Source organism: Pseudoxanthomonas sp. LjRoot204_2 (assembly GCF_056175765.1).
Genome location: NZ_JBGFFG010000747.1, coordinates 1 through 1005, shown reverse-complemented (window position 1 = coordinate 1005; position 1005 = coordinate 1). Strand labels below are relative to the sequence as shown.

Sequence of the window (1005 nt, the reverse complement as noted above, 5' to 3'; positions counted from 1 at the left end):
ACACTGATCGCGGTAGTGACGGAAGCGGGGGCACCGTCCGTCAAACTGATCGACGAAGCGCATCCGGATGCCGAACTCTACGCCTCGCTCGCGTCCGCGTTCGAGGGGCAGATGGTGGATTTTTCCAGCCATACCACCGACGGCAAGAAAATCATCGTCAGCGTCTACAGCGACCACAATCCGGGCGAGCTCTACCTCTACGATCGCGACTCCGGCAAGGCCCGCTTCCTGATGAAGCGCCTGCCGCAGCTGGACCCCGCGAAGATGGCGTCGGTGGTGCCGTTCAACTTCGTGGCGCGCGACGGCAAGCGCATCCATGGGTACCTGACCATTCCGAACGGCTCGAACGGAAAGAACCTGCCGCTGATCGTCAATCCGCATGGCGGCCCAATCGGTCCCCGCGACGACTGGGCCTTCAGCGGCGAGACGCAGTTGTTCGCAAGCCGGGGTTACGCCGTGCTGCAGGTGAACTACCGCGGCTCCGGTGGTTACGGCCGTGGCTTCCAGAATGCCGGGCACCAGCAATGGGGCCAGGGCATCCAGAACGACATCATCGACGCCACGCAGTGGGCGATCCAGAAGGGCCATGCCGACAAGGACCGCATCTGCATCTACGGCGGCAGCTTCGGCGGTTACTCATCGCTGATGGCGCCGATCCGTGCGCCGGGCCTGTTCAAGTGCACGTTCGGCTACGTCGGTGTCTACGACGTGGAGATGATGTTCGAGAAGGGCGACATACCGAGCACGGAGTCCGGCCAGCGCTACCTGCGCCGCACGCATGGAATCGACAAGAAAGCGTGGGCGGAGAATTCGCCCGCACGCCGCGCCGCGGAAGTGAAGATCCCGGTCTACCTTGCCGCAGGCGCGCGCGACGTGCGCACGCCGCCCGAGCAGAGCGAACTCATGAACAAGGCGCTGATCGCAGCGGGCAATCCGCCGGAAGGCATGATCATCCAGTCCGGCGAGATGCATGGCTTCTACGACGTGGACAACCGGGTGAAGCTG

The 1005-nt window shown here is 63.9% G+C and carries 1 protein-coding gene; it reads left to right on the top strand.

The window, feature by feature from the left end:
- Window positions 1–15 precede the first annotated feature (15 nt).
- Window positions 16–1005, top strand: a 990-nt coding sequence (locus AC04L7_RS19570) for an alpha/beta hydrolase family protein (RefSeq protein WP_475513830.1), incomplete at its 3' end; no start/stop codon positions are given.